Source organism: Thermocrispum municipale DSM 44069, from assembly GCF_000427825.1.
In the GTDB taxonomy this organism is placed as follows: domain Bacteria; phylum Actinomycetota; class Actinomycetes; order Mycobacteriales; family Pseudonocardiaceae; genus Thermocrispum; species Thermocrispum municipale.
This window is the reverse complement of record NZ_ATYT01000003.1, coordinates 300,208-326,990: the sequence shown is the minus strand read 5'-3', so window position 1 is coordinate 326,990 and position 26,783 is coordinate 300,208. Positions and strand designations below refer to the sequence as shown.

Sequence of the window (26,783 nt, the reverse complement as noted above, 5' to 3'; positions counted from 1 at the left end):
CCCCGGCGTCCTTTCGTCGGCGCGGTCCGCCGGGCCCGTGAGGCGGTGATAGTCGCCCCGGCGCCCTTCCGCCGGGCCCGTGAGGCGGCGATTGATCGTCCGTCGGCGGCCTCCGGAAGAGTTCCCTCAGCGAGGTCCGCCGGGCCCGTAAGGCTGCGCCGGGTTACCCGCCTGCGGCATCTGCTGACCGTAGGGGCCCGGTCCGCCCGGGTACGGCGTTTGCGGCCCGCCCTGCGGCATGCCTGCCGGACCGTACTGCTGAAGCGGCGGCCCCGCCGGCGCCCATTGCTGCTGCGGCTGCCCTGGTCCTGGCTGCCTTTGCCCGGCGGCGATCGCCCCGCGCAGCTTGCCGAGCCCGTACACCAGGAAACCGAGCGCGATCGTCACCACCAGCAACACGGGTACATAGATGGCGAAGTCGTCGTTGTCCGGGTTGAGCATGCCGCCGTACATGTTCAGGCCGTCGGCGATGTAGTAGATGAGGTAGCACAGCGGCAGTGACACCCAGGTGAACGGGAACCACCACTTCGCCCTGGCCGCGCTCGCACTCACGAAGCACGCGTCGACGAACACCACCAGCGGCGTGAGCAAGTGCTCGAACAGCGACCACGTCTCGCTGACGTCACCGCCCAGCATCGTCATGTAGACGGCCATGACCAGCAGCAACAGCACCGCCGTGCCGCCACGGATCCACGGCGTCGCCGGCTCATGGCTGCGGCCGAGGGTGAACAGCGGCCACAGCGCCAGCACACCGTAAACGATCGCGGTGAACAAGCTGGCCTGCAGGCTCAGGCCCGGCCACGGGTCACCGGCCAGCTGCTCGAACGAAGCGAACACGCCGATCAGCGCGAACGCGACGATCAACAGGCGCCAGAGCGTGACGCCGACCAGGACGCCCGGGTTGACCTTGCGTGGTCCGGTGAACTGCTGTTGCGGATAGCCACCCGCGTGATTGATCTGCATCAAGCCCCCTTCGTCGCGGGGGGCCGAGACTAGCCCACTTCCGCGAGCACTTCGTCGGAAACGTCGAAGTTGGCGTAGACGTCCTGGACGTCGTCGGAGTCCTCGAGCGCCTCGATCAACTTGAACACCTTGCGGGCGCCGTCGGCGTCCAGCGGCACGGTGACGGACGGGATCCAGCTCGCCTCGGCCGACTCGTACTCGAACCCGGCCTCGCGAACCGCGTCGCGCACCGCGACCAGGTCGCTCGCCTCGCTGATGATCTGGAAGCTCTCGCCGAGGTCGTTGACCTCCTCGGCACCGGCGTCCAGCACCGCCATGAGCACGTCGTCCTCGGTCAGCTCACCCTTCGGGACGATGACGACGCCCTTGCGGTTGAACAAGTACGACACCGAGCCGGGGTCGGCCAGCGAGCCCCCGTTGCGAGTCAGCGCGGTGCGCACCTCGGAGGCCGCACGGTTCTTGTTGTCGGTCAGGCACTCGATGAGGACGGCGACACCGTTGGGCGCGTAGCCCTCGTAGGTGATCGTCTGCCAGTCCGCGCCACCGGCTTCCTCACCGGCCCCGCGCTTGCGCGCCCGCTCGATGTTGTCCTTCGGGACCGAGTTCTTCGTCGCCTTGAGGATCGCGTCGTACAGCGTCGGGTTGGCGTCCGGGTCACCGCCACCGGTCCGCGCCGCCACCTCGATGTTCTTGATCAGCCGCGCGAACAGCTTGCCTCGCTTGGCGTCCAGCGCGGCCTTCTTGTGCTTGGTCGTCGCCCACTTGGAGTGTCCGGCCATGTCTCCTCGTCTCTTCCTTACGCTCGTGCGGCGGACACCATGCCGACGAACAGCTCGTGCACCCGCAGGTCCCCGGTGATTTCCGGGTGGAAAGCGGTCGCCAGCACCGCCTGCTGCCGAACCGCGACGATTTTACCGGCCGCGGCTCCCGCCGCCGGGGTGTCCGGAACCGTGGCCAGCACGTCGACCTTCGCGCCGACCGACTCGACCCACGGCGCTCGGATGAACACCGCGTGGAGCGGTTCGGCGAAACCCGCGAACGGCACGTCTTCCTCGAACGAGTCCACCTGCCTGCCGAAGGCGTTCCGGCGGACCAGCATGTCGATGCCGCCCAGCTGGTGTTGGTCCGGCCTGCCGTCCAGCACCTTGTCGGCCAGCAGGATCATGCCTGCGCACGACCCGTACGCGGGCATCCCGTCGGCGATCCGGGCCCGCACCGGCTCGAGCAACTCGAACACGTCGAGCAGCCGGGACATGGTGGTGGACTCGCCGCCGGGGATCACCAGCCCGTCGACCGCTTCCAGTTCGGACACCCGGCGCACGGTGCTGGCGCGGGCACCGACCGATTCCAGTGCCGCTAGGTGTTCACGTACGTCACCTTGCAGGGCAAGGACACCGACGTGCGGCTTGATAACGGTCAACGGCTGAACCCTCCTGGACGGCTTTACCAGCGTAGTTGTGCGGCCCGATGGGCCCGTGAGCGGGTACCGGGCCGAGCTGCGACTCGACGAAAGCCGCAGGCCGGACTGTCAGTCCGAGCGGCGGCGGCACCGGGTGTCAGGATCCGAGCGCCCTGCGACTCGACGAAAGCCGCAGGTCACGGCACCCCGGCGAGCCGGAGCAGTGCGGCGGTCGCCGCAGCGGCCAGCACCACGACGACGAACGGTGCCTTCCGGATCGCCAGCGCGGCGCCGACGAGCACCCCGGCGGGCCGTGCCCACCCGGCGAAGGCGTGGCCTTCGATGAACGCCGCGCTGGCCACCAGGGCGGCCAGCAGCACGACGGTCGCGGTCACCATCAATCGCTCGACGCGCTCGGACAGTGTGAAGCGGTCTCGCAGCAGCGGACCGACCACCCGGAAACCGTACGTACCGAGGCCCAGCACCAGGGCGGGCACCAGCAGGCTTGTGGCGGACACACTCACGACGACTCCTGTGCCTGCGCGGATCCGCGGCGGCTGATCTCGGCGACGGCGACCCCGGCCAGCGCCAGCAACACCGGCAGGCCGGCCGGCAACAGCGGTGTGGTGGCCAGCGCGATCGCCGCCCCGACGAGTGCGGCCCGGCGCGCGTGACGGTCACGCAGGGACGGCAGCACCAGCGCGAACAACACCGCGGGGAACGCCGCGTCCAGGCCGAGCGCGTTGGTGTCGGTGATGGCCGTGCCTGCGACCGCACCGGCGAGCACGCCGACGTTCCAGCACACGAACAACCCGACGCCGGTGACCCAGTAGGCCCGCCTCCGCTGCTCCTGGCCGGGCTGGGCCAGCGCGAACGCCACCGATTCGTCGATCATCAGGTGTGCCCCGACCAACCGACGCCACCCGGTGCCCAGTGTGTCGGCCACCGCGAACCCGAACGGCAGGTGGCGGGCGTTGACCAGCAGGCCGGCGAGCACCGCCGCGACGGGATTCCCGCCGGAGGCGACCAACCCGACGAAGATGAACTGTGCCGCGCCGGCGAACACCACGACCGACAGCAGCATGGGCAGCCAGAACGGCAGACCGGCGCCGACCGCGATGGCGCCGAACGACACGCCGACGAGCGTGTCCGCGACCAGCACCAGCGCGATGTCGCGGGCCAGTGCCGGATCGAGCGATCGCCATATCGAACGCATGACTCCTACAATGAACGGATTCCGAGTGTTCGTCAAGGCGAACGACATGACCGATGGAGCGAACGAAGTGTCCGAAGCCAAATCCGCCGCACCCCTGGCCGAGATCGCCCGCGCGCTACGCCGGGAGCGGGTACGCGCCGGGCTGTCGCTGTCCGAGCTGGCCAAGAAGGCCGGGATCGCCAAGTCGACGCTCTCCCAGCTGGAGTCGGCCACCGGCAATCCCAGCGTCGAGACGCTGTGGGCGCTGTCGGTGGCGCTCGACGTCCCGTTCGCGCGTCTGGTCGAGCCGCCCCGGCCAACCGTGCAGGTCCTGCGCCGTGGCGAAGGACCTACCGTCGCCTCCGAACGCGCCGACTACATCGCCACCGTGTTGTCGGCGTGCCCACCCGGGGCCCGCCGCGACCTGTACCTGATCTCGGCCGAGCCCGGATCGGTCCGCGAGTCCGAGCCGCACATGCCGGGCGTGGTCGAGCACGTGGTGCTCTGCTCGGGACGTGCCCGGCTCGGCCTCACCGAGGAGCCCGTGGAACTCGGCCCAGGCGACTACATCGCCTACCCCGGCGATCTACCGCACGTGTTCGAAGCACTGGAATCGGCCACCACCGCCGTGCTGGTCTCCGAACATGTCTGAGCCCACCACGAACGGCGCGCGCTGCTGGCGCTGCTGGCGCTGCGGCCGAGGAAAGGACGAGGCAAGTGCGCTCGAGGCGCTCAGCTGGGTGTGCGACCGCTCGAGCGGCCGACCACAGTGGCTGTGCGACCGGTGCGCCCGCGATCAGGTCCGCAACATCGAGAGCAAGCTGCCGACCGAGTACTGGTGACCGCCGCGTAGCGACCCCGGCGACATCGGCCGGGGCCGCTCGCGACGCGAGATCACCAGCCGCGCTCGGCCAGGCGGTGCGGCTGCGGGACCTCTTCCACGTTGATGCCGACCATGGCCTCGCCCAGGCCACGGGAGACCTTGGCGATGACGTCCGGGTCGTCGTAGAACGTCGTGGCCTTCACGATGGCCGCGGCGCGCTCGGCCGGGTTGCCCGACTTGAAGATGCCGGAGCCGACGAACACACCCTCGGCACCCAGTTGCATCATCATCGCCGCGTCCGCCGGGGTGGCGATGCCACCCGCGGTGAACAGCACCACCGGCAGCTTCCCGGTCTGCGCCACCTCCTTGACCAGCTCGTACGGCGCCTGCAGCTCCTTGGCGGCGACGTAGAGCTCGTCCTCGGGCAGCGACGTCAGCCGGCGGATCTCGGAGCGGATCTTGCGCATGTGGGTGGTGGCGTTGGACACGTCACCGGTGCCGGCCTCGCCCTTCGAACGGATCATGGCCGCACCTTCGGTGATCCGGCGCAACGCCTCGCCCAGGTTCGTCGCCCCGCACACGAACGGCACGGTGAACTGCCACTTGTCGATGTGGTTGGCGTAGTCGGCCGGGGTGAGCACCTCGGACTCGTCGACGAAGTCGACACCGAGCGCCTGCAGCACCTGGGCCTCGACGAAGTGGCCGATCCGCGCCTTGGCCATCACCGGAATGGACACCGCGTCGATGATGCTCTCGATCAGGTCGGGGTCCGACATCCTGGCCACCCCGCCCTGGGCACGGATGTCCGCAGGCACGCGCTCCAGTGCCATGACGGCGACCGCACCGGCGTCCTCGGCGATCTTGGCCTGCTCGGCGGTGACCACGTCCATGATCACTCCGCCCTTGAGCATCTCGGCCATGCCGCGCTTCACCCGCGGGGTGCCGGTCTCGGAGGTCGAATTCTGCTCAGCGGTCAACGCTTCATGCCTTTCTACTTCCGGGGGATACAACCCGATGGTACGGCCGACGTGGCCTCTTCGGGCGGGCCAGTGGCGGAGTGATTCGGCAGGCCACTCGGCCGACCCCTTGCACCATCGGCGGGTGGGGTGTGTGATCGGGGACACAGGCACACACGGCTTGCGTCGCGCCACCGAGGAGGCCGCCATGGCTGACAGACATACTCACTCCAGCGGCAGGCAGAACGGCAAGGCCGGTACTTCGTCGCTGGTCGTCGACTCGCCCACCCGCATTCGCAACGTCGCACTGGTCGGACCGTCCGGATCGGGCAAGACCAGCCTGGTGGAAGCCCTGCTGGCACACACCGGCACGATCCCGCGCGCAGGTCACATCACCGAGGGCAACACGGTGTGCGATCACGACCCCGCGGCGATCAAGCAGCAGCGTTCGGTCGGGCTCGCGCTGGCACCGCTGCTGCACGACGGCATCAAGGTCAATTTGATCGATACGCCCGGCTACGCCGACTTCCTCGGCGAGCTTCGCGCCGGGCTGCGCGCCGCTGACGCCGCGTTGTTCATGGTGTGCGCCGCCGACGGCGTCGACGAGGCCACGACGGCGCTGTGGCACGAGTGCGCGCAGATCGGTATGCCGCGCGCGGTGGTCATTTCCCGGCTCGACCACCCGCGAGCGGATGCCCAGGGCGAGCTGGCCGCATGCCAGGCGGCGTTCGGGGACGGCGTCCAACCGCTGTATCTGCCGTCCGGCCCGGAGGCGCTGCTCGGCTTGATCACGCAACGTCTGCTGGACTACTCCGACGGCGAGCGGGCCACCATCGGCGAGGTACCGGAATCCGAGCGCGACCGGTTCGACCAGGCCCGCGCCCAGCTGATCGAGGGCATCATCGAGCAGTCCGAGGACGAGACGCTGATGGATCGCTACCTCGACGGCGAGGAGATCTCGGAAGACACGCTCATCACCGACCTGGAGACCGCCGTGGCACGCGGCTCGTTCCACCCGGTCGTCCCGGTCTGCGCGTACACCGGGGTCGGCATGGCCGAGGTGCTCGAAGTCATCACGCGTGGCTTCCCCTCCCCCGTCGAGCGCCCGGTGCCACCGGTGACCACTATCGACGGCGCGGACCACCCGGAGCTGAGCGTGGACCCGGACGGCCCACTGGCGGCCGAGGTCGTGCGCACCACGGTCGACGCCTACGTCGGCCGTGTTTCTTTGGTGCGCGTGTTCTCCGGGACGCTGCGTCCGGAGCGGCCGGTGCACGTCTCCGGGCACGGGATGGCCGAACGCGGGCATGCCGATCACGACGCCGACGAGCGTGTCGCCCACCTGTACTCGCCGCTCGGCTCGCAGTTGAACGAGGTGCCCTACTGCGTGGCGGGCGACATGTGCGCGCTGACCAAGGTGGGGTCGGCCGAGACCGGGGACACGATCTCCGACCCGCGCCAGCCGTTGCTGATGAAGCCGTGGCAGATGCCGGAGCCGTTGCTGCCGATCGCGGTGGTGGCCAAGAACCGCTCGGACGAGGACGCGCTCGCCCGCAACCTGGCCAGGCTGGTGGCGGGCGACCCGACGTTGCGGCTCGAGCGCAACGCGGAGACCAACCAGCTGGTGTTGTGGTGCATGGGTGAAGCGCATGCGGACGTGGCCTTGTCGCGGCTACGCGCGGGCGGCACGGACGTGGACACCGAGGACGTCAAGATCCCGATGCGCGCGACATTCGCCGGCAAGGCGCACGGTCGCGGGCGGCACGTCAAGCAGTCCGGCGGGCACGGCCAGTACGCCATCTGCGAGATCGACGTCGAGCCGTTGCCGCGCGGATCCGGGTTCGAGTTCGTGGACAAGATCGTCGGCGGCGCGATCCCGCATCAGTTCATCCCGAGCGTGGCCAAAGGCGTGCGGGCCCAACTCGAGAAAGGCGTCACCGACGATGCGTATCCCGTGGTCGACGTGCGGGTGACCCTGGTGGACGGCAAGGCGCACAGCGTCGACTCGTCGGACGCGGCGTTCCAGACGGCTGGTGCGCTGGCGGTGAAGGAGGCCGCGGCGGCCGGGAAGATCGTGACCCTGGAGCCGCTGGACGACGTCGAGATCACGTTGCCGGACGAATACCTCGGCGCGGTGCTGGGTGATCTGTCGTCGCGGCGTGGCCGGGTGCTCGGTACCGAGGCGGCGCACAGCGGACACACCGTGGTGAAGGCTCAGGTCCCGGCCGCCGAGCTGGTCCGTTACGCGATCGACCTGCGGTCCATCGCGTCCGGAACGGCGACGTTCACGCGCAAGTTCGCCCGCTACGAGCCGGTTCCGCACGCGGCGTTGGCCGCGGCTAAGTAGCGATCTCCGGTTCGGCGATCTCGAAGTACTCGGGCGCAGGCGCCGACCCGGCGAGCCGGAAGTAGCGGACCTTGCGCCGTCTGCGCAGGGCCAGCGTGTCACGCACCGCGTCGTTGTACACGCGGCGGGCGATCACCACTCGCTGCTCGGCGTCGGCGAGCTCGGCCGCCATCCCTTCCGGGAGTGCGGTGCGGTCGATCTCGGCGAGCAGCCTGGTCAGCCGGTTCTCCGCGGCCTCCCGTTCGTGCCGGGGTGCCGACTCGGCGGTGTCCGCAGCCGTGCGCAGCTCGTCCGCTTGCGACAGCGTGGCCGACACCGCACGAGCCACCACCGCGCGACGGGCCAGCGCGGCGTCCAGGGCGGCCCACGCCGCGTCAGTGCGGATGTGCAGCCGGTCGAGCCGATTCGCGGTGGTGACCAGCAGGGCAAGCACCAGCAGAGCCGCGACGCCGACGACGATCAGGATGGTCTGCTCGAGACCGCTCACGGCACCTCCCGCTGCGCGGGAGCTTCCGCGACCCGCCGGGGATCGGCCGCGACCGCGGTCTCGTACACCCGCAGCACTTGATCACACACGGTCGACCAGTCGTACTGCTGGACTCGCTCGGACCCGGCGGTGGCCAGTTGCGCCGCCCGCTCGCGGTCACTGAGTACCGAGTACAAACCGTCGGCCAGGGCCGTGGCGTCACCGACCGGCACCAGCACGCCGGCCTTCCCGTCGTCGAGTACGCGCCGGAAGGAGTCGAGCGCGCTGGCCACCACCGGCGTGCCCGCTGCCATCGCCTCGGTGAGGATCATGCCGAAGCTCTCCCCGCCCAGGTTCGGCGCGCAGTAGACGTCCGCGCTGCGCAGGGCACGCGCCTTGGTGGCGTCGTCGACCTGGCCGAGCAAGTCGATGCGCGACGACAACTCTCGTCCCGCAGCGGATCGCAGCTCGGCTTCCTCGCCACGGCCGACGACCAGCAGCCGCACATCAGGCAGCCGCGCGACGAGCAGCCGAAGCGCGTCCAGCAGAACCGGCATGCCTTTGCGCGGCTCGTTGTAGCGACCGACGAAGGCGATCGTGGTGCCCGGGCGCGGATACCCGTCCAACGGCTCGGCCTGCGCGTAGAACGGGACGTCCACGCCGTTGGGGATCTCCACCGCGTTGCCACCGAGGTGCTCGACCTGCACCCGCCTGGCCAGTTCGGACACCGCGATACGGGCGGTGATCTTCTCGAACAACGGCCGCAACACCGGCCGGAAGCCGAGCATGGTGCGGGACTTGCTGGTGGACATGTGGAACGTGGCCACGATCGGCCCGTCGGCGACCTTCAGCGCCAGCATGGACAGGCTGGGCACCACCGGCTCGTGCAGGTGCAATACGTCGAAGGAGTTCTCCCGCAACCACCGGCGCACCCGGGCGTAAGCCACCGGGCCGAACTGCAGACGCGCCACCGACCCGTTGAACGGCACGCCCACCGCGCGGCCGGACTGCTGCACGAAGTGCGGCAATTCCGAGTCGGCCGCCGCGGGTGCCAGCACGGACACCTCGTGCCCGCGGGCCAGCAACGCTTTCGCCAGGTCGGCGACGTGGTTCTGCACTCCGCCCGGCACCGCGAACGAGTACGGACAGACGATACCGATCCGTAGCTTGCTGCTCACTGGGCTTCCGCGGCGTCGGTCTCCGCCACCCGCTTGTCGTCCGCGGGCAGATCGGCCAGCCACAGCGGCTGCAACATGTGCCAGTCCTGCGGGTGCACCGCGATCGCCCCGGCGAACGTGTCCGCCAGCTGCTGCATTGCCGACGGCACCTCGCGCACGCTGGCCACGCGCACCGGCGGATGGAAGCGGATCGCCCAGCCCTCATCGGTGAACCACGTGCTCATCGGCAGCAGGGCCGCCCCGGTGCGGGCGGCCAGATACGCCGGCCCCGGCGGCATCGTGGTCTTCTCACCGAACAGCGTCACCGGGACACCGTCACGGTTCAGGTCGCGGTCGGCCAGCAACGCCACGATCCGGTTCTCCCGCAGCCGCGCGGACAACTTCGGCGCCACCGGCCCGTCGCCGGTCAGCGGGAACAGCTCCATGCCGAGACCTTCACGGAATCGCAGGAAGCGCTGGTAGAGCGACTCCGGCTTGAGCCGTTCGGCCACCGTGGTGAACGTGCGGTAGTGGCGCACGATCCACACCGCCGCCGCGTCCCAGTTGCCGGTGTGCGGCAGCGCCATCATCACGCCGTTGCCTTCGGCCAGGGCGGCGTCGAGGTTCTCCCGCCCCTCGATCAGGTGCCGGTCCGCGACCTCACCCGGATCCATCGCGGGCAGCTGGAACACCTCGCGCCAGTAGCGCGCGTACGACCGCATCGCGTGCCGAACGAGCTCGTCCAGCTCTTCCTTGTCCGCCTGGGGCACCACGCGCTGCAGGTTGCGCCGCAGCTGGGCTGCCCCACCACGGTTGCGGCTCGCCATCAGGTCACCCGCCACGTTGAACAACGTGCGGGCCATGCCTGCCGGCACGTGCGGGGTCAACCGCCACCCGAGCGCGAAGCCCAGGTCGGCCGCCTTGGCGGACAGTTTGCTCACGGTGACTGCACCTCCCGCGCGGCCACGATCGCCGACCACATCCGCTGCGCCAGCGTGAGCACCGACAGTGCGGCCAGCAGCCACAGCGCCACCTCGACGGCGTGCGCGACGCCGAGGCCCTGCAGGCCGGTCCCGACCAGGGCGATGATGAGCCGTTCCGCGCGTTCCACCAGACCACCGTCGGCGGTCAGTCCGGAGGCCTCTGCCCGTGCCTTGATGTAGGAGATCACCTGCGCCAGTACCAGCACCACGAGCGCCGCGACGGCCGCACGCTGCTCACCGGCCGAGATGCACCACCAGGTGATCGCGCCGAACAGGGCACCGTCGGCCAGCCGATCACACGTGGCGTCCAGCACCGCGCCGAACGGCGTGCTGCGGCCGGACGCCCTGGCCATCGCGCCGTCCAGCAGGTCGAGCATGGCGAACCCCCACACGGTGAAGGTCCCCCACAGCAGCAATCCGGTGGAGAAGAACGACAGCGAGCACGCGATGACGCCGACGGCACCGATCAACGTCATCGCATTCGGAGTCAGGCCGGCCCTGACCAGCGCCGCACCGACCGGGTCGAGCACGCGGGATACCGACGCGCGAGCGAAGACGTTCAACATCACTGACAGCCTAGCGACGTGGGGTCCGCCACGGCGGCAGGCTCCGATCGTCACACCCGACGCGTCGCCGAAGACACCTCGCCGCTCTGCTCGGCAGCCTGTCGCGACTGCGCGCCGAGAGCAGCCGGGAGCCCCGGACCGACAACCGCTCGAGCGCGCACCTGACCAGCGGCGCGACACCGATTCTCGCCGAGGTTCCTCTTCGCCTTCACCGTCGCGAACGTTACGGACAGACCGGATAAAGGCGACATAGTAACCAACGCCCGGACAGGCGCGAATGGCGTTTACACAGGCCAATGCTCGCGACGGGACGTCTCGTACCCCCACCGGCGGGCGCTCGAAGCACGCAGAGGGGATCTCGTGCGGTGAATGACGATGTCGTACGCCTGTTCGTGGTCGGGCAGGTCATCCGCAGGCGGTGGCGGGTTCTGGTCGCGGCCGCCCTCGTCGGCGCGGTGGTCGGCTACCTGGTCTCCCTCCTGGTCTCCCCCGGCTACCAGGCCAGCAGCCAGGTGCTGATGCAGGGGGCGCGCGAGGCGGACGAGATGCTCACCGAGTCGCAGATCGCGGTCAGCTCGACCGTGCTGGAACGCGCCGCGGCAGCCCTGCGCTGGGACGAACCGATCGACGAACTGCGTGAGCATGTCACCGCCGAGGTCGTCGAGGGCAACGTCATCGAGATCCGGGCGGCGGAGAACGACCCGCAACGCGCGCAGGCGCTGGCCGATCAGGTGGCCAAGGAGTTCGTCAGTTACTCCGGCCAGCTGGCCAGCAACCCGGCGAACGCGTCCGCGCAGGTGATCAGGGAGCAGCGCAACGCCTTGCAGGTGGAGGTACGCGACGCCCTCCGCCAGCTGTCCGACCTGCACCGCAAGGCGTCCTCGGGCGATCTCACCTCGGAAGAAGTCGGAGTGCGCACCGAACTGGAGCAGATGCGCAGCGCGCTGACCGGCGCGGTCAAGGAACTCGACGAAGCCGAGGCCGCGGGCACCAACACCAACGCGGTGATCGTCGAGCCCGCCGAGGTTCCGACGTCGCCCGCACCACCCACCAGGTGGCAACTGACCGCGGCCGGTGCGCTGGCCGGCTTCCTGATCGCGATCGCCGCCCACCTGATCGCCGCCCGGGCCGACCGCAGGCTGCGCGACGCCGGCTCGATCGCCTCGGCGTTCGGCGCCAGGGGCGTCGGCGAGGTGGCGATCGCCGAACCACCCCCGGCCACGTCGCGCAGGCCGGCGCAGCTGCTCGGCACGGACCGGCCGTGGCAGACACCGGACGGCGAGGTCTCCGCCCCCGGCAGATACCACCGCATCCTGGCCAAGCTCCGCACTGCGCAGGGCGTCCCGCTGCGTCTGCTCGTGGTGGTTCCCGACGACGATCCCGCAGCGCGCGCGGTGGCCCAGCGGTTGATCGCCGACGCTGCCCACGACGTCGTCGTCGCCGGCAACGGGCACGGATCGGCGGCCACCGGGTCGGCCGGCCACGGGCCTGCTGCGCCGCCCACGCCGCGCCTGGTGGAAGTCTCCGCTCAGCAACCCGACCTGGGCGAGGACCACGCCGTGTCCGGGGCGTTGCTGGTGGCCTCCGCGGGCCTGCGCACGGAGTGGGAACTGATCGCCATCGCCGAGGCCTGCCGGGACGCGGGCCACCGGCTCGCCGGAGTCGTGGTGGCGCGCCCTGTCCGCACGGCCAAGGCACAACCAGCCGAGCGGCCGGACGAGGCCGTCGACCAACAACTCGTGGGGGCCTCATGACGGCCGATCGCAGTTACGCGGAGCCGTTGCTCGACCTGCAACGGCTGGTGGCGGGGATTCGCTGGCGTCGGCGGCTGTGGCTGCCGATGGCCGCGCTCGGGTTGCTGATCGGCATCGCGCTGGCCGTGGTCGCGCCGCCCCAGCCGGTCGCGTCGGTGAAGGTGCTGGTGCTGCACGAGGAGGACCAGCCCAACGACGGCGGGGCTCTGATCGCCACCGACATCGCCCTGCTGCAGACCAACCGGATCGCCGAGCAGGTGCTGAAGAAGGTCGGCAGCACCGACAAGCCGGAGGACTTCGTCGAGCAGTACAGCGGGATCCCGCTGTCCAACAACGTCATGGAGATCACCGTCGAGGCGGACACCGCCGAGCAGGCGCTGGCCCGCGCCGAAGCGCTGAGCAGCACGTTCATCGCCGATCACCGGCGCAGGGTGGAAGCGTCCAGCCAGGCGGCGCTGCAGGAACTGCAGGACCGGCAACGGCGCACGCAAGCCCAGCTGAACACGGTCAACAAGCAGATCGCCGCGCTGTCCGACGCGACCGACCCGGCGTCCACCACCCGGCAGTCGTCGCTGTTCAGCCGCAAAGGAACGCTCGAAGCCAAGGTCCAGGAGCTGATCGCGCAGGCGGAGGACGCAGGCGCGGGGACCGGCCGGATCATCGCGGGCACCACGGTGGTCGACGCGCCGCGCATCGTGCCCGAGTCGTTGCTGGTGGCGGGCGCGATCAAGGCGCTGGTCGGCCTGGGTCTCGGGCTGGTGCTGGGACTCGGCCTGGCCGGGGTGCTCACCGTCGTGCACGACCGCCCGGTGCTGCGCAGGGAGATCACCGCGCATCTGGGCGCCTCGGTCATCACCCAACTACCGCCGCGACGACTGTTCGGCCGGACGCCCGGGCGCAAACGCAAGCAGGAGCGACGCCGCGCCGCGGCCACGCTGGCTCGGACGGTCCGCGGCCGGCCGGGCTCGGTCTCGGTGCTGGAGCTGGGCGCCGCGGACGTCGCCGCGGAACTCGCCGCCGACATGGCGGTGGAGCTCGCCCGCGAAGGCAAGCCGGTGGTGCTGATCAACGACCTGCCCGATCGCGACAACACCGAGGTCGTCGACTCGCTCGGCGACGGTGTGTGGGTGGTCGACGGCACCGAATGGCCGGAGGCCGGCTGGCCGCACCCGGCCATCGAGGGCGAGGCCGGCTACACCATCGGTGTCGGCACCCTGCGCCCCGGCGCACCGTGGACCGATCTGCCCCGCCTCGGCAACGAGACGTTGCTGGTCGTCCGCGCCGGGCACGCCGCCACCGAGTGGCTGCACACCGTCGCGCGGCAGCTCGCCGACGCCGGAATCGTCGTCATCGGCGTGGTGCTGGTCGACCCCGACCCGCGGGACCGCACCGACGGGACGTTGTGGGACGCGTTGCACACCGCCTTGCGCGGCCGCGCGGCGCACTCGGCTGCAGACACCCCATCCGGCACGCGCGCCCCGGACCCCGGCGCCCTGCCCGCCCCTCCGGCTCGGCCGGCGGCACCAGCGCACCAGGAGGTCTCGTGAACGTCACACTCTTCGGACTCGGATACGTCGGCACGGTGACGGCCACCTGCCTGGCCGCCCGCGGGCACCACGTCGTCGGCATCGACACCGACGCGGGCAAGGTCGCCGACGTCAACGCAGGCAGGCCGCCGGTGGTGGAGCAGGACCTGCCGGAACTGCTGACCGAGGTGGTGCACTCCGGCGCCCTGCACGCCACCCGCACGGTGGGTGACAACGTCCGCGAGTCGGACGTGTCGATCGTGTGTGTGGGCACCCCTTCGGCGGCCAACGGCAGCACCGACTTGAACTCGGTTCGGCGCGTGGTGTCCGACATCGGTGCCGCACTGGCCGACCAGACCCGGCCGCACACCGTGATCATCCGCTCGACGGTGCCGCCGGGCACGGTCGACACCGAGGTCGTTCCGCTGCTGGAGAGCCGGTCCGGTCGCACGGTCGGCGACGACCTGCAGGTGGCGATGGTGCCGGAGTTCCTGCGGGAAGGCACCAGCGTGGCGGACTTCTTCCGGCCACCGTTTCTGGTCATCGGCGGCACGCCCAAGGCGGCGTCGGTGGTGCGGCAGCTGTTCGCCTTCCTCGGTGACGCCTGCTCGGTGCACGAGGTGAGCACCCGCGCCGCGGAGAGCCTGAAGTACGCGTGCAACAGCTTCCACGCGCTCAAGGTGTCGTTCGCCAACGAGCTTGCCCGCCTCTACCGGATCCTCGACATCGACTCGCGCCAGGTCATGGACGTGTTCGTGCAGGACCGGCAGCTGAACATCTCCCCCGCCTACCTGCGACCGGGCTTCGCGTTCGGCGGCTCGTGCCTGCCCAAGGACCTGCGCAGCCTGCTGTACCTGGGCCGGACCAGCTTCGTCGACCTGCCGCTGTTGCAGGCGTCGTTGGCGTCGAACGAGCTGCTCATCCGGGACGTGGCCGATCGGGTGCTGCACGCCGTGGAGGACGGTGGCGGCAGCAGGCAGGTCACCCTGCTCGGCCTGTCGTTCAAGAACAACACCGACGACCTGCGGGAAAGCCCCAACGTCGCGCTGGCGGAAATTCTCATCGGCAAGGGCCTGGACGTTCGCGTGCACGACCCGGTGGTGACGTTGTCCCGGCTGACCGGGTCGAACTTGCGGTACGTCAAGCAGCGATTGCCGCACCTGGGTCGGGTGCTCCACGACCGGGCCGAGGACGCCATCCGCGGCTCGCACGTGGTGATCGTGTCGACCGCCGATCCGGACGCGCTGGCCGCGCTGCGCCAGGCCCAGCCACCGGTCGTGCTCGACCTCAACGGACGACTGGGCACCGACGTGGAACGGCTCGCCGGCTACCAGGGGGTGGGCTGGTGAGCGCCACCCGTGACCGGCACGTCTGCATCGTCGTGCAGAACCTGCCGGTGCCGTTCGACCGCCGGGTCTGGCTGGAGTGCCAGGCGCTGCGGGACGCCGGCTACGAGGTGTCCGTGGTGTGCCCGAAGGCCAAGGGCGATCCCCGGTATCAACGGATGGCGGGCGTGCACCTGTTCAAGTACCGGGCGTTCCCCCCGATCACCCGTCAGATCATGTTCCTGGCGGAGTACGCCTACTCGATCCTGGCCACGTTCTTCGGCCTGGTGCGGGCGTACCGGCGGAAGCCGTTCGCCGCGATCCAGGTGTGCAACCCGCCGGACGTGCTGTTCGTCGCCGCGCTGCCGTTCCTGCTGCGGGGCGTCAAGCTGGTGTTCGACCAGCACGATCTGTGTCCTGAGCTGTACGAGTCCCGGTTCGGCACGCGCGCGGCCCTGCCGTATCGAGCCCTGCTGCTGGCCGAGCGCATCACCTACCGGCTGTCGGAGCGAGTCATCGCCACGAATGACTCCTATCGGCAGGTGGCCATGAGCCGCGGCAAGAAGAAGGCCGCCGACGTCACCGTGGTGCGCACCGGACCCGATCCGGATCGCATGCGCCGCGGCGACGCCCATCCCGAGCTTCGTCGGGGCTTTCAGCACCTGCTCGTCTACCTCGGCGTGATGGGCCCGCAGGACGGTGTCGACCTGGCCTTGCGGGCGATGGCACACATCGTCCACGACCGCGGCCGCACCGACGTCGGCCTGACGTTGATCGGCGACGGTGACGCCGGACCCGAGCTGCGCGCGCTGGCCACCGAACTCGATCTCGAGCCGTACGTGCACTTCACCGGCCGGATTCCCGACGCGGAGGTGGCGGCGTTGTTGTCCAGCGCGGACATCGGACTGTCGCCGGATCCGCGCAATCCGCTCAACGACGTCTCGACGATGAACAAAACCATGGAGTACATGGCCTTCGAGCTGCCCGTGGTGGCGTTCGACCTGGTCGAGACACGGGTGTCCGCAGCGGAGGCGGCCGCGTACGCCACGCCCAACGACGTCGCCGAATACGCCGACGTCATCTTGTGGCTGCTGGACGACGAAGTGCGACGTAAGCAGATGGGGGCGTCCGGGCGGCGCCGGGTGGAGGACGTGCTCGCCTGGCGGCATCAGATCCCCGCGTATGTCGGTGTCTACGACCGCCTGCTGGGCAGCTAGGAGCCACCATGTGCGGCATTGCCGGGAGTTTCGGGTGGCCGGACGGCGGAGCCATCACCGATCGAATGACCGCTGCCGTCGCGCACCGCGGTCCGGACGGGTTCGGCCGGTACAGCCATCGAGCGGGCGCGGGTGAGGTGCACCTCGGTCACCGCAGGCTGGCGATCCTCGACCTGTCCGACACCGGTGCGCAGCCGATGGTCGCCGACGGGCTCGCGCTGACCTACAACGGCGAGCTGTACAACGCGCCGGACCTGCGAGCCGAGCTGACCTCGCTGGGTGTGCGGTTCCGGGGGACGTCGGACACCGAGGTGCTGCTGCAGGCGTGGCGCCGCTGGGGCACGGCGTGTCTGCCCCGGCTGCGCGGCATGTTCGCGTTCGCGGTGTACGACGAACGCACCGGCGAGCTCACCCTGGTGCGCGACCAGCTCGGCATCAAACCGCTGTTCTACCTGCGGCGCGGCGAGCGGTTGCTGTTCGCCTCCGAACTGAAGGCCCTGGCCGGCGAGCTGGGCGACGAGCTGGAGATCGACCAGGCCGCGCTGGTCGCCTCGCTGCTGTACTACTGGGTCCCCGACGGACGCTGCGTGTATCGCGAGGTCACCAAGCTGCCGCCGGGCACCTGGCTCACCGTCCGGCCGGACGGCGACGTTCGGCAGGGGCGCTACTACTCGCTGCGCGAGGTGGCCGAGAAGGCCGCGTACGCCGATCCGCCGGACCTGCACGACGTCGTCGCCGACTCCACTCGACGGCACCTGCTCGCCGACGTCGAGGTGGCCACGTTCCTCTCCGGGGGCCTCGACTCGAGCTACCTCACCGCGCTGGCCGCGCAGGACCTGGGCGGGATCGCCGCCTACACCATCGGGTTCCGGGCCGCCGACGCCAAGTTCGAGGCGATGCCGGACGACCTGCGCTACGCCCGGGTGGTCGCCGAGAAGTTCGGCGTCGACCTGCGGGAGATCGAGATCGCGCCGGACGTGCTGTCGCTGCTGCCGACCATGACCTATCACCTGGACGAGCCCATCGGCGATCCCGCGGCGATCAACACGTACCTGATCTGTCAGGCGGCGCGCGAGGCCGGCGTGAAGGTCATGCTGTCCGGGATGGGCGCCGACGAGCTGTTCGGCGGCTATCGCAAGCACGTGGCCAACACGCTGGCGCTGCGGTATCAGCGGCTCCCGCGCGCGCTGCGGGCGCCGGTCTCGGCCACGGTGGCCAAGCTGCCGGTGGCCGGTGCACGCCGCGGCTACCGGTCGGTGCGGTTCGCCAAGCGTTTCCTGTCGTTCGCCGAGCTGCCGGAGGAGACGGCGTTCCGGCGCAGCTACACCATGTACGACCGCGCCGAGTTGCTGCGCCTGGTCAACCCCGATCTGGCCGCGACCGTGGACGATGTGCTCACCGAGCACGCGGACGTCTACCACGACCAGGCGCTCGACGACTTCGTCAACCGGATGTGCCTGGCCGATGCCCGGATGTTCCTGCCGGGACTGAACCTGGCCTACACCGACCGGGCCAGCATGGCCGCCTCCACCGAGGTGCGCGTGCCGTTCGTCGACGTCAAGGTCGTCGAGGCCGCGTTCGCGCTGGCCGGCAAGGACAAGGTCGCAGGCAGGCACGGCAAGCTCGCGCTCAAGAAGGCCGCCGAAGCGGTGCTGCCGCGCGAGATCGTCCACCGACCGAAAGGCCTGTTCTCCGCTCCCCTGCGGGCCTGGATGAGCCGCGATCTGGCCCCGGTGCTGCGTGAGGTCGTGCACGACGGCGCCCTGGTCTCCTCCGGGCTGTTGCGGCGCGACGCGCTGCGCCTGCTCGCCGAGGAAGACGCCGCGGGCAGGCAGGACCGCAGCAAACACCTCTGGCACGTGCTCGCGCTCGAGTACTGGTACCGCGGCGCCACCGAGCAGCCGGGCATCCGCCAGCCGTGGAAGGAGACCGCGTGAAACAGATCGTGCAGAACTACAAGACCGGTGAGCTGCGGCTCGTCGACGTCCCCCTGCCCGCGGTCAAGCCGGGTGGGGTGCTGGTGCGCACGGCGTTCTCGCTGATCTCCACCGGCACCGAACTGATGAAGGTGTCCGAGGCGGGCATGTCGCTGCTCGGCAAGGCCAAGGCGCGGCCGGACCAGGTCGCCAAGGTCGTGCAGAGCGTGGCCACCAACGGGCTGTCGGCCACCTACCGCAAGGCGATGGGCAAGCTCGACTCGCTCACGCCGCTGGGCTACTCGCTGTGCGGGGTCGTCGAGCAGGTCGGCGACGGCATCGACGACGTGTCGGTCGGCGATCTGGTGGCGTGCGCGGGCAACGAGCACGCGGTGCACGCCGAGCTGAACTGGGTGCCGAGGAACCTCTACACCCGGGTGCCGGACGGCGTCGATCCGAAGCATGCCGCGTTCGCCACGGTCGGCGCCATCGCGATGCAGGGTGTGCGGCGCGGCGAGCCGGCGCTGGGCGAATCCGCGCTGGTCATCGGCCTTGGGTTGATCGGCCAGTTGGTCGTGCAGCTGCTGGACGCCGGCGGCGTCCGGGTGATCGGCGTCGACCCGGACCCTGAGCGCTGCGAATTGGCGCGCGGGCACGGAGCGCTGGCATCCGGCGCTCCCGGGTCCGAGGACGTCGACAGCGCCGTCGCAGAGCTGACCGGCGGCGCGGGAGTCGACCAGGTGTATCTGGCCGCGGGCGGGTCGAGCAACGAACCGGTCGAGCTGGCCGCCCGGCTCAGCCGCGACCGCGCGGTGGTCGTCGACATCGGCAAGTGCCGCCTGGACCTGCCGTGGAACGCCTACTACGAGAAGGAACTCGACGTGCGGTTCTCCCGCTCGTACGGGCCGGGCCGTTACGACCCCGGCTACGAGCTGGACGGCCACGACTACCCCATCGGCTACGTGCGGTGGACCGAGCGCCGCAACCTGGAGTGCTTTCTCGACCTGGTGCAGCGCGGCCGGGTCGACGTCTCCGCATTGATCTCGCACATCACGCCGTTCTCCTCGGCCGAGCAGACCTATCAGCGGCTGCACGAGGGCGAGCTGCGCGGGATCGGCGTGCTGTTCTCCTACCCCACCGCGCAACCCACGGCACGGACCACAACGGTGGCAACGCCGGTCGTGCAGCCGACCACGCACGCCGCCGCGCCGATCGACCGGCCGCTGCGGATCGGCTTCGTCGGGGCGGGCAACTACGCCTCGTCGATGCTGCTGCCGCACCTGGTCGACCGCGACGACGTCCGGCTGGCCCACGTCGTGACGACATCACCGCTGTCCGCGGCCAACGCCCGCCGCAAGTTCGGCTTCGCCACCGCGTCGACCGACCTGGACGACGTGCTGGCCGACGACTCCCTCGACGCGGTGTTCGTGGTGACCAGGCACAGCTCGCACGCCGAGCTGACCCGCCGGGCGCTGCTGGCGGGCAAGGCGGTGTTCGTGGAGAAGCCGCTGGCGTTGTCCGAGCAGGAGCTGGAGAAGGTGCTGGCCGCGGTGGCCGAGTCGGGCAACGACCGGCTGCAGGTCGGGTTCAACCGCCGGTTCGCACCGCTGCTGGTCGAGGCCAAGCAGCGGTTCGGCGACCGGGTCGGCCCGGCGACCGTGCGATACCTGGTCAACGCCGGGTCGTTGGAGGCGAACAGCTGGTACCGCCGCACCGACGTCGAAGGCGGGCGGTTCACCGGCGAAGGTGGCCACTTCATCGACACGATCAGCTGGCTGCTGGACGCCGACCCGGTCTCGGTGTACGCCTCCGCCACCCGCGGGCCGGACGATCTGCACGCCACGCTGCGCTACCCGGACGGGTCCACCGCGGTGATCACCTACACCACCGCAGGCCACGCGTCGTTCCCCAAGGAAACGATCGACCTGATCGCCGATGGCAAGGTGCTGCGCTTCGACGACTTCGTCCGCGCCCGCGTCCACCGCCGCCGCCGGTGGTCCAGCGCCGTCAACCGGTTGCCGCGCGGCCGGGACAAAGGCCAAGCCGCCGAGGTCGCGGCCTTCGTCGACGCGGTGCGAACCGGATCCCCGATGCCCATCCCCCTGTCGTCGTTGACCGCCACGACGACCGCCACGCTCGCCGTCCACGACAGCCTCGCGGGCGGTGTGCCGGTCTCGTTGAGCACGAATGGAGCAGGGTGATGGACGCTTCCTGGTACCTCCGTCGCCTGGCGGCCATGCGCCCCCAGGAAATCGCCCGGCGGGCAGCAACCGCCGTCGAGGTGCGGCTTTGGCGGCATCTGGACACCGCAGCCGTTCCCGCGGTGGTGCGCAAGCCCGAGTTCACCTCGCCGCTGCCCGCGGACTGTCTGGACGCGGTGGCCGTGGACGCGACCAAGGACCTGCTGGCCACCGCGGACCGGTTGCTGGCGGGCAGGGCGGAGTACTTCGGCGTCGCCCGTGACGACCTGGTCGACCCGGACTGGCATCACGACCCGCGCACCCGGCGCAACGCCCCGGTCAACTACGCGTTCGACATTCCGTACCGGGACGAGGACGCGGTCGGCGACATCAAGCAGATCTGGGAAGTGTCCCGGCACCAGCATCTGACCGTGCTCGCGGCGGCGTACGCCGCCACCGGCGACGACCGTTACGCCACCCGCGTCGCCCGTCATCTGCGGTCGTGGTGGGCGGCCAATCCGCCACTGCGCGGCGTGCACTGGGTCAGCGGCATCGAGCTGGGCATCCGGCTGCTGTCCTGGGTGTGGACCCGGCGCCTGCTGGACGGCTGGCCCGCGGTCAGCAGGTTGTTCGAGGACAACCCGGAGTTCCGCAGGCACCTGTACTGGCACCAGCGCTGGCTGGCCACGTTCGGCAGCCACGGCTCGTCGGCCAACAACCACGTGATCGCCGAGGCCGCCGGGCAGCTGGCCGCCGCGAGCGCGTTCGGCTGGTTCACCGAATCGCCGCGCTGGCGCGCCGACGCCGTGCGCACGCTGGACACCGAGCTGCGCAACAACACCTTCCCGTCGGGCATCAACCGCGAGCTGGCCACCGAGTACCACGCGCTGGTGCTCGAGCTGGGCCTGGCCGCCGTCACCGAAGCCGACTGCGCAGACGTGCCGGTACCCGACACCACGCGGGTCGTCCTGGTGCGCATGACCGACGCGCTGGCGGCGATACTCGACGACACACGCCGGCCGCCTCGGCAGGGCGACGCCGACGACGGCTATGGGCTGATCGTCGACGGCACGTCCGCCGACCGCTGGTCGTCGCTGCTGACCACCGGTGACGCCTTGTTCGGGCGGCTGCCGTGGTGGCCCAAGCCTCCGGGCGCGGATGTCCGCTCGACAGTGCTGGCAGCGCTGGCGCGGCCCTGGCGCACCGTGGGCCCGGTGCGGCCCGGAGTAGGGGTCGAGTCGCCGGGTGACGGCCTGCACCCGGCGACTCGGCCACCCCGGCGGCCGGACCACTTCCCGGACGCGGGCATGACGATGCTGCGCACCACCGGCCACGGTGAGCTCGGCGAGATCTGGTGTCGCTGCGACGGCGGGCCGCACGGGTTCTTGTCCATCGCCGCGCACGCCCACGCCGACGCGTTGTCGGTCGAGGTACGGCACAACGGCGTCGACGTGCTGGCCGACCCCGGCACGTACTGCTACCACGGGCAGCCGGAGTGGCGGTCGTATTTCCGCTCGACGCTCGGCCACAACACCGTGCAGCTCAACGGGAGCGATCAGTCGGTGTCCGGAGGGCCGTTCCTGTGGACCCGGCACGCCCGGAGCTCGGTGCTGGTCGCCGACCCGGCGGCCGGCGTCTGGCAGGCGGTCCACGACGGCTACGCGCACGGCGACCACCCCGCCGTGCACAAGCGCACGGTGGAACTGTTCGAACAGCTCCGCGAGCTACGGATCGTCGACGAGATCTATTCGTCGGCGCTGCGTCGCTGCTCGATCGCGTTCCACCTCGGGCCGACCATCACCGCCGAGCTGGTCGGCGGCACCGCGTGGTTGAGCTGGCCGCACCGCAAGATCCCGGGCGCCTGTCACACCGCGGTGCTGGTGCTGCCCGGCGACCTGATCTGGTCGGCCACCCGCGGCCAGACCGACCCGCCGCTGGGCTGGTACTCGGAGAGCTTCGGACGGCGGGAACCGGCCACCACGTTGCTCGGCATCGGCCGGGCACGACGCCACACCACGTTCACCACCCTACTGCGCTTCACCAGCTGACAAGGAGCCACCGTGATCACCCGGACGACGTCTCGCTCCCGGCACCGCCGCATCGCGGCCGTGCTGGCGAGCGTCGTCGTCGCTGCCGGGTTGACCTCCTGCACCACCGACGAACCGGTCACCGATCGCCCGGTTCGGCCGATGAAGGTCTGCGGCCGGACCGAGCCGGGCCCGGCGAAGCCGCCGAGCGGCGCGGTGGTCGTCCGGCCCGGTACCGACGACCTCGCCGAGCTGACCGAGCAGCACCCGGCGGGCACGACGTTCTGGCTCGCCACCGGCGTGCACGTGCTTGCCGAGAGCGAGTTCGCGCAGGTCATCCCGAAGAAAGGCAATACCTACGTGGGGGCTCCGGGCGCCGTGCTGGACGGCCGGAAGGTCAACCGCTACGCGTTCGCAGGCAAGGCGGACAAAGTCACCATCCAGCATGTGACCGTGCGCAATTTCGTCGCGCCGGGCAACGAAAGCGTGGTCAATCACAACTCCGCCAACCACTGGGTGATCGAGCACAACACCATCAGCGACAACAGCGGCGCGGCCATGGCGGCGGGCAAGGGCCAGCGGATCCGGTTCAACTGCCTGCGCGACAACGGCCAGTACGGCATCAACGCCTACCAGGACTCCGGCACCATCACCGACCTGGTGGTGCACGGCAACGAGATCGCGGGCAACAACACCGACGACTGGGAGGCCAAGATCGCCGGCTGCGGCTGCACCGGCGGGGTGAAGTTCTGGGCGGTCGACGGCGCCGACGTCACCGGCAACTGGGTGCACCACAACCACGGCCCCGGCCTGTGGGCGGACACCAACAACAACGACTTCGTCATCCGCGACAACGTCATCTCCGACAACGAAGGCGCCGCGATCATCTACGAGACCAGCTACAACGCGGTCATCGCCGACAACCTGATCCGCGGCAACAACCTCCTCGACGGGCGCGAGTTCGTCACCGACGGCGACCCGTTCCCGTCCGCCACGATCTACGTCTCCGAATCCGGCGGCGAGCCACGCATCCCGGCGAGGACCGACCGGCTCGTCATCTCCGGCAACCGGTTCGTCGACAACTGGTCGGGCATCACGTTGTGGGAGAACGCCGACCGCTTCTGCAACAGCCCGCACAACACCTCGAGCGGCCACTGCACGCTGCTGGTCGACGACGTCGAGCAGTGCCGCAGCCCGGCCATCAAACGCGAGCCGCTGCGCGACGACTGCCGGTGGAAGACCCAGCGGGTGGACATCCACCACAACCGGTTCGAGGTCGACACCACGAAAATCGGCTGCGAGTACCTGTGCGCCCGGATGGCCGTGCTGGCCAACTTCGGCACCTCCCCGTCGTGGTCGCCGTATCACGGGTCGGACATCCAGGACGCCATCACGTTCAAGCAGGACAACCGCTGGCACGACAACGTCTACATCGGGCCGTGGCGGTTCATGGCGTTCGACACCGACACGCTGCTCGAGCCGAGCGTCTGGCAATCGGCGCCGCATCGCCAGGACCGCGGCAGCGTCTTCTCCCTCCGGGCGGAGCAGCCATGACCGTCACGCAGGATCGCCCCGAGCTGGCACCGGTCCGCGCCGGCGTGCCGCGGTCCCTCGGTGCGGTGTGGGCGCTGCTGATCGTCAACACCCTGGGCTCGCAAGGAGCGGAGACGATCGTCCCGCTCCCCCGCACCGTCACGCAGATGATCACCATGGGTGCGGTCGGGTTGGCGTTCGTCATCGCGCTGGTGCTCAACCCGCGGCTCAAGGTCCGGCCCAGCGCCTACCTGGTGATCCTGACCCTGCTGGCCGCGGTGAGCATCGCCGCGAGCATGCCGCTGGAGTCCGGCTGGGGCGGCCTGTTCCGCTGCGCCAGGCTGACCGGGTTCGTGGCCACGTTGTGGCTGATCAGCCGGTGGTGGGACGGCTCGCTGACGTTCGTTCGCTACCACGTGCGGGTGCTCATGGTCGTGGTGGCGTCCGTGGTGATCGGGTTGCTCATCTCCCCCGGGCACGCGATGCCCGAGTACTACGACGGACGGCTGGTCGGGGCGATCTGGCCGTTGACCGCGCCGCAGGTCGGCCAGTACGCCGCGGTGCTCACCGGGCTGGTGCTGATCCTGTGGTTGAGCAAACTGACTCCGGGCAACGTGGCGTTGTTCGTCTCCGTGCCGGCGATCGCCGTCCTCCTGCTCACCCATACCCGCACCGCAGCGTTCGGCCTGGTCGCCGGGTTGACCGTGGCGCTGCTGTCGTCGCTGCTGACCAATCCTCGGGCGCGGAAGGTGTTCACCGTCGGGGCGATCACCGCCGGGGTGGGGACCGTCATCTTCCTTCCTGTGCTGCAGGCGTGGGTGCTGCGCGGACAGGATCAGGACGACTTCGGCACGCTGACCGGGCGCGCGAAGGTGTGGGACGCGCTGCTGTCCGAGCCGCGCACGCTCTACCAGGAGCTGTTCGGCACCGGGTTGTCGGACAAGTCGTTCACCGGACTGCCGATCGACAACAGCTGGCTGGCCGCCTACCACGAGCAGGGGCTGATCGGGGCATCGCTGGTGGCGTTGTTCCTGATCACGTTGCTCGTCGTGGCGGTGGCCCGGCCACCGTCACCGCAGCGCGCCTGCGCGCTGTTCCTCATCGCGTACTGCCTGGTCGCCTCCTACACCGAGGCGGGGCTGGCCGACGCGTCGCCGTATCTGCTGCATCTCACCGTGGCCGCCGCCCTGCTCGTCACGCCGACCACCCGCACCGTTGCCTCGAAAACAGGAGGAGCATCATGAGCGGATCTCCACGCGCGGGAGTGCTTCTCGACCGCGACGGCACGATCATCGTCGACACCGGCTACGTGGGCTCGGTCGACCGGGTCGAGTTCATCCCCGGCGCGATCGAAGCGATCGCGGCGCTGAACGCCGCCGGGATCCCGGTGGCCGTGCTGACCAACCAGGCGGGCGTGGCGCGCGGCCGCTACGACATCGCCGACGTGCAGCAGGTGCACAAGCACATGGCGGCGGAGATGGCCCGCGCCGGTGCGCACGTCGACCGGTGGCTGTTCTGCCCGTATCACCCGGACGGGACGGTCGAGGCGTTCGCCAGGACCAGCAACGACCGCAAACCCGCGCCGGGGATGGCCCTGGCCGCAGCCAAGGCACTGAATCTGGACCTGGCCCAGTGCTGGGTGGTCGGCGACAGCCCGGCCGACATCGGCTTGGCCCGCACGATCGGCGCCCGGCCGCTGCAGGTCGGCTCGCCCGCCCCGCTCGGACCGGACGTGGCGTGCTTCCCGGACCTGGCGGCGGCCGTGCGGTTCATCCTCAGCGACGCCGAGACGGAGCGCCCGAGCGCACCGGTGCAGGCGCCGGTGAAGTTCCCGGCCGAGCAGTTCCACCGCGCGGACAGCTTCGGCGGCGCCTACGTCACCGAACTGTCGCGCGCGTTCGCCACGGTCGACCTGGAACAGATCAGCCGGGCGGCGAAGATCCTCGGTGACGCCTACACACGCGACGCCACGGTGTTCGCCTGCGGCAACGGCGGCTCCGCCTCGATCGCCAACCACCTGCAGTGCGACCACGTCAAGGGCGTGCGCACCGGCACCGGGCTGACCAGTCGGGTGCACAGCTTGAGCACCAACATCGAGTTGTTCAGCGCGATCGCCAACGACCTGGGTTACGAGCAGGTCTTCGAGTACCAGCTGCAGTCGCTGGCCCGGCCGGGCGACGTCCTGATCGCGGTGTCGTCGTCGGGCAGTTCGGCCAACATCGTGCGGGCCGTGGACTGGGCCAACGCGCACGGGATGAAGACCATCGCGCTGACCGGATTCAGCGGCGGCCCCTCCCGCCGACGCGCCACCGTCTCGGTGCACGTCGACTCCACCAACTACGGCGTCATCGAGGACACCCACCAGGCCTGCATGCATCTGCTCGCGCAATACGTGCGGCAGTCGCGCATGCCCGCCGAAGCCGTTGCCACCACGACCTTCTGAGGATCAC

General features: G+C 70.2%; 22 protein-coding genes. 12 read left to right on the top strand and 10 right to left on the bottom strand.

All coding sequences use genetic code 11. The features are described from left to right. Positions 1-126: 126 nt before the first annotated feature. The 5 genes from YWM_RS26010 to YWM_RS21700 all read right to left on the bottom strand — a co-directional run bounded on the left by YWM_RS26010 (position 127) and on the right by YWM_RS21700 (position 3,578). Positions 127-963, bottom strand: a complete 837-nt coding sequence (locus YWM_RS26010; RefSeq protein WP_156914581.1) for a hypothetical protein — start codon at positions 961-963, stop codon at positions 127-129. 29 nt (positions 964-992) lie between these two features. Beyond that, complete coding sequence (locus YWM_RS0101495; RefSeq protein ID WP_028849214.1) at positions 993-1,742, bottom strand: YebC/PmpR family DNA-binding transcriptional regulator; 750 nt, start codon at positions 1,740-1,742, stop codon at positions 993-995. 17 nt (positions 1,743-1,759) lie between these two features. Further along, the gene (gene pdxT / locus YWM_RS0101490) at positions 1,760-2,383 is read right to left on the bottom strand and encodes a pyridoxal 5'-phosphate synthase glutaminase subunit PdxT (RefSeq protein WP_028849213.1); all 624 of its coding nucleotides are present in this window, start codon (positions 2,381-2,383) and stop codon (positions 1,760-1,762) included. Positions 2,384-2,559: 176 nt separating this feature from the next. Further along, on the bottom strand, positions 2,560-2,880 hold the full coding sequence (locus YWM_RS0101485; RefSeq protein ID WP_028849212.1) for an AzlD domain-containing protein: 321 nt from the start codon (positions 2,878-2,880) through the stop codon (positions 2,560-2,562). Between the two features lie 2 nt (positions 2,881-2,882). Continuing rightward, entirely contained in the window at positions 2,883-3,578 is a 696-nt protein-coding gene (locus YWM_RS21700; protein WP_043659069.1) for an AzlC family ABC transporter permease, read from the bottom strand. A gap of 46 nt (positions 3,579-3,624) precedes the next feature. Here YWM_RS21700 and YWM_RS0101475 point away from each other — a divergent pair, with 46 nt between their 5' ends. Further along, positions 3,625-4,209, top strand: a complete 585-nt coding sequence (locus YWM_RS0101475; RefSeq protein WP_028849211.1) for a helix-turn-helix domain-containing protein — start codon at positions 3,625-3,627, stop codon at positions 4,207-4,209. Between the two features lie 242 nt (positions 4,210-4,451). Here the strand turns inward: YWM_RS0101475 and pdxS are convergent, their stop codons facing one another. Next, complete coding sequence (gene pdxS / locus YWM_RS0101465) at positions 4,452-5,357, bottom strand: pyridoxal 5'-phosphate synthase lyase subunit PdxS (protein ID WP_028849209.1); 906 nt, start codon at positions 5,355-5,357, stop codon at positions 4,452-4,454. A gap of 187 nt (positions 5,358-5,544) precedes the next feature. Between pdxS and YWM_RS0101460 the strand changes: the two genes are divergently transcribed. After that, positions 5,545-7,683: an elongation factor G-like protein EF-G2 gene (locus YWM_RS0101460; RefSeq protein ID WP_028849208.1), complete on the top strand. Its 2,139-nt coding sequence runs from the start codon at positions 5,545-5,547 to the stop codon at positions 7,681-7,683. Here the strand turns inward: YWM_RS0101460 and YWM_RS0101455 are convergent. The 4 genes from YWM_RS0101455 to pgsA are packed head-to-tail and all read right to left on the bottom strand — an operon-like array spanning position 7,676 to position 10,855. Next, positions 7,676-8,170 (bottom strand): LemA family protein, encoded by a 495-nt coding sequence (locus YWM_RS0101455; protein ID WP_028849207.1) that lies wholly within the window; start codon positions 8,168-8,170, stop codon positions 7,676-7,678. The two genes, YWM_RS0101460 and YWM_RS0101455, sit on opposite strands and share 8 nt — an antisense overlap. Further along, positions 8,167-9,327 carry a glycosyltransferase family 4 protein gene (locus YWM_RS0101450; protein ID WP_028849206.1) on the bottom strand — a complete coding sequence of 387 codons (1,161 nt, stop codon included), beginning with the start codon at positions 9,325-9,327 and terminating at the stop codon, positions 8,167-8,169. The genes YWM_RS0101455 and YWM_RS0101450 overlap by 4 nt, the downstream gene beginning before the upstream one ends. Next, entirely contained in the window at positions 9,324-10,247 is a 924-nt protein-coding gene (locus tag YWM_RS0101445; RefSeq protein WP_028849205.1) for a phosphatidylinositol mannoside acyltransferase, read from the bottom strand. Before YWM_RS0101445 ends, YWM_RS0101450 begins: the two co-directional genes overlap by 4 nt. After that, positions 10,244-10,855 carry a phosphatidylinositol phosphate synthase gene (pgsA, locus tag YWM_RS0101440; protein WP_028849204.1) on the bottom strand — a complete coding sequence of 204 codons (612 nt, stop codon included), beginning with the start codon at positions 10,853-10,855 and terminating at the stop codon, positions 10,244-10,246. Before pgsA ends, YWM_RS0101445 begins: the two co-directional genes overlap by 4 nt. A gap of 365 nt (positions 10,856-11,220) precedes the next feature. On the opposite strand from pgsA, the gene YWM_RS0101435 reads away from it, so the two are divergent. Genes YWM_RS0101435 through YWM_RS25505 form a run of 10 tightly spaced genes read left to right on the top strand, consistent with a single transcriptional unit; the run spans position 11,221 to position 26,776 of the window. Beyond that, complete coding sequence (locus tag YWM_RS0101435; RefSeq protein ID WP_028849203.1) at positions 11,221-12,609, top strand: hypothetical protein; 1,389 nt, start codon at positions 11,221-11,223, stop codon at positions 12,607-12,609. Continuing rightward, positions 12,606-14,156: a Wzz/FepE/Etk N-terminal domain-containing protein gene (locus YWM_RS0101430; protein WP_028849202.1), complete on the top strand. Its 1,551-nt coding sequence runs from the start codon at positions 12,606-12,608 to the stop codon at positions 14,154-14,156. Before YWM_RS0101435 ends, YWM_RS0101430 begins: the two co-directional genes overlap by 4 nt. Beyond that, a complete protein-coding gene (locus tag YWM_RS0101425; protein ID WP_028849201.1) occupies positions 14,153-15,484 on the top strand; it encodes a nucleotide sugar dehydrogenase in 1,332 nt (443 codons plus the stop codon). Before YWM_RS0101430 ends, YWM_RS0101425 begins: the two co-directional genes overlap by 4 nt. Beyond that, positions 15,481-16,677 carry a glycosyltransferase family 4 protein gene (locus YWM_RS0101420; protein ID WP_028849200.1) on the top strand — a complete coding sequence of 399 codons (1,197 nt, stop codon included), beginning with the start codon at positions 15,481-15,483 and terminating at the stop codon, positions 16,675-16,677. Before YWM_RS0101425 ends, YWM_RS0101420 begins: the two co-directional genes overlap by 4 nt. A gap of 8 nt (positions 16,678-16,685) precedes the next feature. Then, complete coding sequence (gene asnB / locus YWM_RS0101415; RefSeq protein WP_028849199.1) at positions 16,686-18,614, top strand: asparagine synthase (glutamine-hydrolyzing); 1,929 nt, start codon at positions 16,686-16,688, stop codon at positions 18,612-18,614. Next, on the top strand, positions 18,611-20,794 hold the full coding sequence (locus YWM_RS0101410) for a bi-domain-containing oxidoreductase (protein WP_028849198.1): 2,184 nt from the start codon (positions 18,611-18,613) through the stop codon (positions 20,792-20,794). The genes asnB and YWM_RS0101410 overlap by 4 nt, the downstream gene beginning before the upstream one ends. Continuing rightward, a complete protein-coding gene (locus YWM_RS0101405) occupies positions 20,794-22,821 on the top strand; it encodes a heparinase II/III family protein (protein WP_028849197.1) in 2,028 nt (675 codons plus the stop codon). The genes YWM_RS0101410 and YWM_RS0101405 overlap by 1 nt, the downstream gene beginning before the upstream one ends. A gap of 12 nt (positions 22,822-22,833) precedes the next feature. Continuing rightward, on the top strand, positions 22,834-24,354 hold the full coding sequence (locus YWM_RS0101400) for a right-handed parallel beta-helix repeat-containing protein (protein ID WP_245565878.1): 1,521 nt from the start codon (positions 22,834-22,836) through the stop codon (positions 24,352-24,354). Further along, positions 24,351-25,577: an O-antigen ligase family protein gene (locus YWM_RS0101395; protein ID WP_028849195.1), complete on the top strand. Its 1,227-nt coding sequence runs from the start codon at positions 24,351-24,353 to the stop codon at positions 25,575-25,577. Before YWM_RS0101400 ends, YWM_RS0101395 begins: the two co-directional genes overlap by 4 nt. Next, positions 25,574-26,776: an HAD-IIIA family hydrolase gene (locus YWM_RS25505; protein WP_043659063.1), complete on the top strand. Its 1,203-nt coding sequence runs from the start codon at positions 25,574-25,576 to the stop codon at positions 26,774-26,776. Before YWM_RS0101395 ends, YWM_RS25505 begins: the two co-directional genes overlap by 4 nt. Positions 26,777-26,783 lie beyond the last annotated feature (7 nt).